This is a genomic window from Lancefieldella parvula (genome assembly GCF_963547875.1).
Lineage (GTDB): Bacteria > Actinomycetota > Coriobacteriia > Coriobacteriales > Atopobiaceae > Lancefieldella > Lancefieldella parvula_D.
In genome coordinates, this window is sequence record NZ_CAUUSI010000027.1 from 1 (window position 1) to 8,836 (window position 8,836).

An 8,836-nucleotide genomic window follows, 5' to 3' on the forward strand; every position below is an offset into this window, starting at 1 on the left:
AAGCCCCGCTTGCTAGCGGGGCTTTTTGTTTGGGTGACGATAAAGCTGTCAGAACACACCTGTGTCGGATAATCTGCACGTTTTTAGAAGGCCGACCACAGCAAAGTAAGATAATCTGTATATACAGAGCCAAAAACATAACTTACAGCCCTAAAAAACACAGTAAATGATGATAATCTGCGTAAAATGAGACTTTTGAGGGGTGTTTTTGCAGATTAAGTGACTTTGCTGTGTTTTCAAAATGCCAAAAATAGGGTCTTAAAAAATTTATGCATACAGATGAATTCATCCTCATGAATATTCATGAGGATGAATATTTTCGAATCTTGGTAGTTAAACTTTTGATATGCGATTTGCTAAACGAGAAAACTAACAGCTCCGACAGCCCCAACAGCCGAAAGCCAACTACCGCTGCAGCAATCCTACAGGCTTACGCGCACAACCTTGCGAACGCCAGCGGCTTCGAGGGCTGCTACCTGCGAAATCGACGCGGATTCGTCCGTCATAAGCACGTCGATATCGGATGGTGATCCGTACTGGAAGCTGGAGTTAACTCCCAGCTTGCTCGAGTCGGCTAGGACAATGTGCTGCTCAGAGTGCTTAAGCATCAGCGAGTTCACGCGCATCTCGTTTGAAACCAGCGTGGTGAGACCGCGCTCAGCAGAAATTCCCGAGCACCCCAGGATGCACTTTGCGGCGCGAATCTGGTTGATTGAAGCAAGCGCAAAATCGCCGGTCATAGACTTCTTAGCTGGGCGAACTTCTCCGCCCGTAACCAAAACGGTCATTGATGGGGGATAGTCAGCCGCCAGCACGCTACCGTTATTGGTAACCACGGTGATGTTCTCGGCGGTGATGAATTCCAGGACTTTAATAGCGGTTGAGCTGGTGTTAATGAAGACCGTGTCGCCATCTTTGATGAGTTTGGCAGCGGCTTGGGCAAGCTTGAACTTTGCGGTGACCTGGTTAGAGCTGAGTCCTGTAGAGAGCGGATCAAGCAGCGTGGCCATGCCATAGCTTCGAGAAATGAGGCCCTGAGCTTCAAGTTCATCGAGGTCGCGGCGAATGGTAAGTGAAGAAACTTCAAACCTATCGGCAAGATCGCTGACGGAAACCTGGCGGTATTGTTCAAGAAGACTCATGATAGAGCTTCTACGCGATGCTACAAATGAACGACTTGTGGCCATGAATCCCCCAATAGAACTCAAACTGCTGATAAACCTACAAAAATAGTTGCAAACTTTTCAAGCAACACGCTTGGCGAGAAACCCGACTGCCTGCGAGTTGTTCGCGAGAAGATCGTAGAAAGCTCGCGAGAAGTACGTGCAAAAGAACAGTTTGCTGTGACGTTACAACTCTATTTCCACAGTTAAAAGCCTTATATTTCTGAATATCACATAAGACGTTTAACTAATTTAGTTCCGTGAAAAACATCGTACAAATTGATAGCGCCTTTTGAACGGTTCGTGAACAATTGTGTAGATGCATTTCAGCGAATCTCAGTGTATCTTACCTTATCCTATGAACGTTTTGAATACTTAAACGGATATTTTTTAACGGTCAACGGTTTTTATGACGTAAATATCTAAAGTGAGCATAGATAAGTATTGCTAAACTCCCAACATTAGCTATACTAACATTATCGATTCGATTGGTAAAACGTTCTAAACGTTCAACAAATAGAGAAATTTGTTATACGGCAAGTCAAATGTCATATAAATTATTTATCTAATTATTGAAGCGTTCAGAAGATTCAAGTTTTTGTCGTTAAGCGATGTGTTCTTGTGTGGTCTTGCTATAGTCCAACACAAGGAAAGATTCACAGTAGGCTACTGGAGAGGAGTGAATCGCATGCTACTTCGCGATATCTACGAGCAGAATCACTATGCTTTCGTGAAGACTCCCATGACATGGGAAGAGTCTATTAGAGAGTGCTGCAAACCACTGGAGGCTGATGGAACTGTCAATTCAGAGTATGCAGACGACATTATTGAGTGCGTAAAGAAGTATGGTCCTTACATTGTTATCGTTCCAAATGTTGCAATGCCACACTCCACTGCTCGCATTGGCTCTAATGGCAAGACTGCTATTGGATTTATGCACGCTGATGTTCCTGTTAACTTCGAGGATGGCGACGATGAGAAGCAGGTTAAGACCTTCTTTACTCTGAGCGCAACCGATCAGGAAGCACACCTTAAGAATATGCAGATGCTCGTTCAGGTCCTTATGAATGAAGAGGTCCTTGAGCGCCTGAAGAATATTCAGTCTCCAGAAGAGCTCTTGGAGATCGACAAGCTTATCTCCGAGTAAGCTCGTTTTTTGAGCGCCGGTCGCGCGCTCGTCCGCGTCGTTCGTGCGCTTTTGTGCCCGTAAGGGCAAGTTATTGAGGATTTCCTTTTGTAGTGTGGGCTGCAGAAGGTACGTATGTAGGACCCTTTGAAAGGGGTATCAATGGATATTGTTCTTGGTATTTGGAAATGGTTTGCGAGCAACTTCTTGACTCAGCCAGCCTATTTCATCGGTTTGATTGTTGCTATCGGCTACATTCTTCTTAAGAAGAAGTGGTACGACGTACTCGCTGGCTTCCTTAAGGCAGTCATTGGTTATCAGATCCTCCTGGTTGGTTCCGGCGGCCTGGTAACTGCATTCCGTCCAGTTCTTGTTGGACTTCAGGCTCGCTTCAACCTTTCTGCAATGGTCATTGACCCATACTTTGGCCAGAACGCAGTACAGGCAGGCATGGAGGCAGCTGACGCTCCTGCATTTATCGCAGGTCGTTCCTTCTCCTCCGTTATGCTTCTTCTGCTCTTCGCTTTCATTCTGAACATTGTTCTGGTTGCTTTTAAGAAGCAGACTAAGCTTCGTGCAATCTTTACCACTGGTCACGTCCAGGTTCAGCAGGCAGCAACTGCATTTTGGCTTATCCTCTTCTGCTTCCCACAGCTTAACGACGTTACCATCCTTGCAGTTATGACTGTTCTTCTCGGCCTTTACTGGGCTGTTGGCTCCAACCTTTGTATTGGACCTACCCAGGACCTCACCGATGGTGCGGGCCTAACCGTTGCTCACCAGCAGATGTTTGGCGTTTACTGCGCATCTAAGGCTTCCGAGTGGCTCTCCAAGCACTCCAAGAAGGAGTCCAAGCGCATCGAGGACATCGAGCTCCCAGGCTTCCTTAAGATCTTCAACGAGAACCTCGTTGCAACTGCAATTCTTATGACAGCATTCTTTGGTGTCATCCTTGCTGTTCTGGGTCAGGACTTCCTGCTTGAGAACAAGTTCATGAAGCCAGGTCAGGATTTCTTCTTCTACATCATGACCACTTCCTTCCAGTTTGCTGTTTACCTCTCCATTCTGCAGCTTGGTGTTCGTACCTTCGTTACTGAGCTCACCAACTCCTTCCAGGGTATTTCTAACAAGCTCCTCAAGGGTTCCGTCCCAGGCGTTGACTGTGCTGTAACCTACGGCTTTGGTTCTCCAAACGCAGTTACCCTTGGCTTCCTCATGGGTGCAGCTGGCCAGTTCCTGGCAATCGCAACTCTGCTGCTTCTGAAGTCCCCAGTTATTGTTATTGCAGGCTTCGTCCCACTGTTCTTCGATAACGCTACTATCGGCGTTTATGCAAACAACAAGGGTGGCCTCCGTGCAGTTCTTATCATGCCTTTCATTTCTGGTCTTCTCCAGGTCTTTGGTTCAGCTCTTATCGCTGGCTGGGTTGGCATGGCTGCATACGGTGGATACCTTGGCATGTGGGACTGGGCAGTTGTCTGGCCAATCATGACCGGCGTCATGAAGTTCCTGTCCTTCGCGGGTCTCGCAATTGTTGTTATTGCTCTTATCGCAATCCCACAGCTCCAGTACCGTGCAAACAAAGACACGTACTTCATGGAGGTTGAGGATTACCAGAAGTGCAAGGAAATCCGCGCACAGAAGGCCGCCGCAGCTAGTGCGGAAAGCAAGTAGCCCTCTTTCTTCCTACCCTGAGCAGACCCCCATCTGCTCAGGGTAATTAGTAACACTCGGCCTAAGTGTAGATGCGGAGTTTGCGCTATAAGCGATCCGCATTTTGCCCATATGGGTACATATACAGCATGGTCGTAATCAGTTTGTTTGATCGAAGGAGTCAACATGAACGCAAAGATTTTGGTCGCATGTGCAAACGGCGCAGGTACCTCCCTGATGATGAAGATGACCGCTGAGCGCGTCACTCAGAAGCTCAACATGGGCGTCGAGAAGATCCACCACTGCGCACTTTCTGAGGGCGTAAGCTCTGCTCGTCAGTATGACATTGTTTTTGCACCTCTTAACTTCCTGAACATGTATGAGGATGCTGCTAAGGCCGGCGTTACTGTCATTGGTCTGCGCAACGTTCTTTCTGACGCAGAGATGGAAGAGAAGCTCAAGGAAACCGGCGCTGCAGAGAAGTATTCCGCATAGTTTAGGTTTCTAAAGAATCGAGCGTTTTAATGACTTTTGAAAAGAAAATTCTTGCCGAGATGCCTAAGTGCTATGCACTTGGCATGTTTGAGGGAGAAGACACACCAAGCTTTTTAGCTGCTGTCGAGAAGGACGGTCCAATCCGTCGTTTTACGCTTGATGGTGAGCCTCTAGAGACTGTCGCTCCAGGCCCTGGCGGAGTCATGACCATTACTCAGGTTCCCGGCAGGAAAGATCAGTTCCTTGCAACCCGCAAGTTCTTCTCGCCAAACTTTGGTGGAGACGACGCGGCAATTGCGTCCTATACCAAGCAGGCAGACGGTTCGTGGTCTGAGCAGATTCTTTGCGACCTCCCTTATGTTCACCGTTTTGGCATTCTGAAGGCTGCAGACGGTCAGCTCTGGATTCTTGCTTGTTCTATCAAGGGTGGAGCTGAGACGGGCGTCAAGGATGATTGGCGCACTCCAGGTGCTGTTTGGGCCGCTCCTCTGAGCGACAACCTTGAGCAGTACACGGCAGACAACCAGCTTAAGCTGACTTGTGTTGCTAATTATCAGGTTCAGAACCACGGTTTCTGGACTGCGCCTGATAAGTCCTATGCTTTGATCTCAACCGCCGCTGGCGTGTTTAGATACGTTCCTCCAACAACCCCTGAGGGTTCTTGGGATGTCACCTGCCTTCTTGTTCAGCCAACAAGTGACATTGTTGCTACAGACTTTGACGGCGATGGCAAGCTGGAAATTCTTACGTTCTCCAAGTTCCACGGTGACGCGCTGGCAATTTGGCATGAGGGCCAGACTCGCGATCGCTATGAGCAGGTTTGGTGCGACCCACAGAAGCGCAGTTTCCTTCACGCGCTTTGGGCAGCAGACCTTAATGGCGAGAAGTGCGCAGTCATTGGCAACCGTAAAGATGGTCGCGATTTGTTGCTTGTTAGATACGTTGACGGTCAGTACACCGTAGACGTTATCGACCATGACCTCGGACCAGCAAACTGCATGGTGTATAGGCATAACGGCAGTGACTACATTGTTGCTGCATATCGTGAGACAGACCAGCTGGCTCTCTACAAAGTAGTGGAGTAGGGCTGCGTTTTGTACCGAGCGCTCAGGATGAGCTTCTGAGCATGCAGGCAAGGTCCTGAGCGCCGCTCAATTTACCTGCATATGCATCAAAGTACTAGTCCTATGTTTTTTAGAAAGGAGCGTGTTATGGCAGATCTTAAAGACGTCACACGCGACAGTTGGATTATGAGCACCTTCCCTGAGTGGGGAACATGGCTTAATGAAGAGATTGACAATGCCGTAGTAGAGCCTGGCCAGGTTGAGATGTGGTGGCTCGGCTGCGTTGGTATTTGGTTCAAGACTCCTGGTGGAGCAAACGTTGCTGTTGACTTCTGGGCAGGCAATGGTAAGCGCACTCACGGTGACGGCCTCATGAAGCCTGGTCACCAGATGGCAAACATGGCTGGCGTTCGTAAGATGCAGCCAAACCTCCGCAACGTTCCGTTTGTTATTGATCCATTTGCTATCAAGAACCTTGACGCTGTTGTGGTAACTCACATTCACCAGGACCACATGTCCAAGGAGCTTGCGGCTCACGTTGTTAACAACAACATGACCACTACTGACGAGAACGGTAAAGAGATTCCAGTTCCATTTATTGGTCCTAAGGATGCCGTTGACATCTGGGTTGGCTGGGGCGTTCCACGCGAGCAGTGCATTGTGGTAAAGCCTGGCGACCGTATCAAGGTTAAGGATATGGAGATCGTTGCATACGATTCCTTTGACCGTACCATCATTGTCACCACTACTGATACTTCTGAGAACCGTCCTGACCTCTGGGGTAAGTGCCCAATGGATATGGACGAGAAGGCCGTTAACTACCTCTTTGTCACTCCTGGCGGAAACATCTATCACTCCGGTGATTCCCACTACTCCATCTACTTTGCTAAGCACGGCAAAGACATCGCTAAAGAATTTGGCGGCGTAGACGTTTGCTTTGGCGCTTTTGGCTGCAACCCAATTGGTATCCAGGACAAGATGGAAGCAACCGATATGCTCCGTATGGCTGAGGCTCTTCAGTCTAAGGTTGTTATCCCAATTCACCACGACGTTTGGACTAACTTCCAGGCTGACGTCCAGGAGATCAAGGTTCTTTGGGAGATGCGTAAGGACCGTCTTGACTACAAGTTCCACCCATTCTTCTGGGAGGTCGGCGGCCACTACACCTATCCACAGGACAAGGATCGCTTTGCTTATCATCACGATCGTGGCTTCCACGATTGCTTCGATTACGAGCCAAACGTTCCATTCCGTAGCGTTCTCTAAGGAGCAGACCCTATGATGCTGAAAGAACTCCGTGAGGAAGTTTACGAAGCAAATATGGACCTGCCAAAGCATGGACTTGTTGTGTTTACCTGGGGAAATGCTTCTGGACTTGACCGTGAGCGTGGCCTGTTTGTTATCAAGCCATCGGGCGTCTCCTATGAAGAGCTCAGCCCAGAGAATCTGGTCATCTGCGACTTGGACGGCAATGTTGTTGAAGGCGAGATGAACCCATCTTCCGATACTCCAACTCATGCATGCTTGTATCGTGCATGGGGCGAGAAGATCGGTGGTGTTGTTCATACTCACTCTACCCACGCTGTTTCTTGGGCACAGGCAGGACGCTCTATTCCTTGCTATGGCACCACACACGCAGATTATTTCTATGGAGATATTCCTTGCGTGCGCAGCCTTACCAAGGACGAGGTAGAAAGCGCATACGAGCTTGAGACTGGTAACGTTATTGTTGAGGGCTTTGCTAACTTGGACCCCATTGCGGTTCCTGGAACGCTCCTTCACAACCACGGTCCTTTCTCTTGGGGTAAAGACGCAATGGCTGCTGTGTATCACGCAGTAGTTATTGAGGAGGTTGCTAAGATGGCAACACTCACCGAGCTCAATAACCCTAAGGTTCAGGAGGCACCACAGTACCTTCAGGACAAGCACTACATGCGCAAGCATGGTCCAAATGCCTACTACGGACAGGGTAATCACTAAAGCCTGTTCAGTGAGTAGAATCTGTTTCAGTCAGGCGGTCTTTTTAAGGCCGCCTGTTTTTAAAAGGAGAAGATATGTCCAAGTATCAGCTAGGACTTTACGAGAAGGCCACTCCAACTGATCTTTCTTGGGAAGAGCGCCTCATCGTAGCAGGAGAGTCTGGCTTTGATTATGTTGAGATCTCCGTTGATGAGTCTGACGCTCGTCTTTCTCGCCTTGAGTGGACTGGTGAGGAGCGTGCAGCAGTTCGTCAGGCAATGGTAAACTCTGGCGTTCGCCTGGGCTCTATGTGCCTTTCTGGTCACCGTAAGTATCCTTTTGGTTCTCGCGATCAGGCTACTCGTGAGCGTGGCCTTGAGATTATGCAGAAGGCGCTTGACCTTGCAGGTGACCTGGGACTTCATACCATCCAACTTGCTGGCTATGACGTGTACTACGAGGACGGCGCAGAGGATACGCGTAAGTACTTTGAGGAGAACCTAGCAAAGGCTGTAGAAATGGCTGCTCAGGCGGGCATTGTTATGGGTTTTGAGACCATGGAGACTCCTTTTATGGATACAGTCGAGAAGGCCATGCACTACGTAAACCTTATCAACAGCCCTTACCTTGGTGTGTATCCCGACGCTGGTAACCTTACCAATGCATCGTTTATTTACGGCAACACCGTTGCTGATGATGTTGCTCTTGGTGCAGGCCATATCTTTGCAGCTCACCTCAAGGAGACTGTTGCTGGTGCGTATCGCGAGATTCCATTCTCTACCGGTACCACTGACTACGAGGGAGCTCTGTCGCAGCTTGTTCCTCAGGGCGTCAGGCGCTTTGTTGCAGAGATGTGGTACACCGGCAACGAGAACTGGAAAGAAGATCTTGTCTTTGCTTCCACCTACGTTCGCAGCAAAATTGATAAGGCGTTTGAGGGTTAAACGGCCTTTTTGCACTTGTTTTGGGTTTCTCGCCACAGACGGTACATAAGAATCTGTACAATGTGGATGAGCTCTTTCTTAGTACGACGTACGTTTCCAAACTCGTTTAGGTTTGTACAGGAAAGGATTACACATGAAGTTCTTTATTGACACGGCAGATATCGATGAGATTTCTGAGGCTCTTAGCTGGGGCTGTTTAGCAGGTGTTACTACCAACCCATCGCTGTATGCAAAGATCGGCGGCAAGCTAGCCGACTTTGAGTCTCATATGGTCAAGATTGCTCAGCTTTGCGAGGGACTTCCTGTATCTGCTGAGTCAACAGCAACAACAACTGAGGGCATGATTGAAGAGGGCCGTCACCTGGCTTCTCTTGCTCCAAACATTGTTGTTAAGCTTCCTATCTGCGCAGAGAGTCTTGCTGCTACCCATCA

The 8,836-nt window shown here is 48.8% G+C and carries 9 protein-coding genes; 8 read left to right on the forward strand and 1 reads right to left on the reverse strand.

Annotated features, from left to right (window positions below; all coding sequences use genetic code 11):
- Positions 1 to 422 precede the first annotated feature (422 nt).
- Entirely contained in the window at positions 423 to 1,187 is a 765-nt protein-coding gene (locus RWJ96_RS06585) for a DeoR/GlpR family DNA-binding transcription regulator (protein WP_314019586.1), read from the reverse strand.
- A 664-nt stretch (positions 1,188 to 1,851) separates the two neighbouring features.
- On the opposite strand from RWJ96_RS06585, the gene RWJ96_RS06590 reads away from it, so the two are divergent.
- From RWJ96_RS06590 to RWJ96_RS06625, 8 genes are all read left to right on the forward strand, one after another.
- The gene (locus tag RWJ96_RS06590) at positions 1,852 to 2,310 is read left to right on the forward strand and encodes a PTS sugar transporter subunit IIA (protein ID WP_314019587.1); all 459 of its coding nucleotides are present in this window, start codon (positions 1,852 to 1,854) and stop codon (positions 2,308 to 2,310) included.
- A gap of 141 nt (positions 2,311 to 2,451) precedes the next feature.
- Entirely contained in the window at positions 2,452 to 3,963 is a 1,512-nt protein-coding gene (locus RWJ96_RS06595; RefSeq protein WP_314019588.1) for a PTS ascorbate transporter subunit IIC, read from the forward strand.
- 165 nt (positions 3,964 to 4,128) lie between these two features.
- Positions 4,129 to 4,437, forward strand: a complete 309-nt coding sequence (locus tag RWJ96_RS06600; RefSeq protein ID WP_314019590.1) for a PTS sugar transporter subunit IIB — start codon at positions 4,129 to 4,131, stop codon at positions 4,435 to 4,437.
- Positions 4,438 to 4,466: 29 nt separating this feature from the next.
- Positions 4,467 to 5,522 (forward strand): hypothetical protein, encoded by a 1,056-nt coding sequence (locus tag RWJ96_RS06605; protein WP_314019591.1) that lies wholly within the window; start codon positions 4,467 to 4,469, stop codon positions 5,520 to 5,522.
- A 126-nt stretch (positions 5,523 to 5,648) separates the two neighbouring features.
- On the forward strand, positions 5,649 to 6,767 hold the full coding sequence (gene ulaG / locus RWJ96_RS06610; protein WP_314019592.1) for an L-ascorbate 6-phosphate lactonase: 1,119 nt from the start codon (positions 5,649 to 5,651) through the stop codon (positions 6,765 to 6,767).
- A gap of 12 nt (positions 6,768 to 6,779) precedes the next feature.
- Positions 6,780 to 7,481, forward strand: a complete 702-nt coding sequence (locus tag RWJ96_RS06615) for an L-ribulose-5-phosphate 4-epimerase (protein ID WP_314019593.1) — start codon at positions 6,780 to 6,782, stop codon at positions 7,479 to 7,481.
- Between the two features lie 74 nt (positions 7,482 to 7,555).
- Positions 7,556 to 8,404, forward strand: coding sequence for an L-ribulose-5-phosphate 3-epimerase (locus RWJ96_RS06620; protein ID WP_314019594.1), 849 nt, complete (start codon positions 7,556 to 7,558; stop codon positions 8,402 to 8,404).
- 133 nt (positions 8,405 to 8,537) lie between these two features.
- On the forward strand, positions 8,538 to 8,836 hold a 299-nt coding region (locus tag RWJ96_RS06625), incomplete at its 3' end, for a transaldolase family protein (RefSeq protein ID WP_314019595.1).

What these genes read in the sequence shown, in the direction of transcription:
- RWJ96_RS06620 (WP_314019594.1), top strand. Translation starts at nt 7,556, where the DNA reads ATGTCCAAGTATCAGCTAGGACTTTACGAGAAGGCCACTCCAACTGAT.
- RWJ96_RS06600 (WP_314019590.1), top strand. Translation starts at nt 4,129, where the DNA reads ATGAACGCAAAGATTTTGGTCGCATGTGCAAACGGCGCAGGTACCTCC.
- RWJ96_RS06585 (WP_314019586.1), bottom strand. Translation starts at nt 1,187, where the DNA reads ATGGCCACAAGTCGTTCATTTGTAGCATCGCGTAGAAGCTCTATCATG.
- RWJ96_RS06590 (WP_314019587.1), top strand. Translation starts at nt 1,852, where the DNA reads ATGCTACTTCGCGATATCTACGAGCAGAATCACTATGCTTTCGTGAAG.
- RWJ96_RS06595 (WP_314019588.1), top strand. Translation starts at nt 2,452, where the DNA reads ATGGATATTGTTCTTGGTATTTGGAAATGGTTTGCGAGCAACTTCTTG.
- RWJ96_RS06615 (WP_314019593.1), top strand. Translation starts at nt 6,780, where the DNA reads ATGATGCTGAAAGAACTCCGTGAGGAAGTTTACGAAGCAAATATGGAC.
- ulaG (WP_314019592.1), top strand. Translation starts at nt 5,649, where the DNA reads ATGGCAGATCTTAAAGACGTCACACGCGACAGTTGGATTATGAGCACC.
- RWJ96_RS06605 (WP_314019591.1), top strand. Translation starts at nt 4,467, where the DNA reads ATGACTTTTGAAAAGAAAATTCTTGCCGAGATGCCTAAGTGCTATGCA.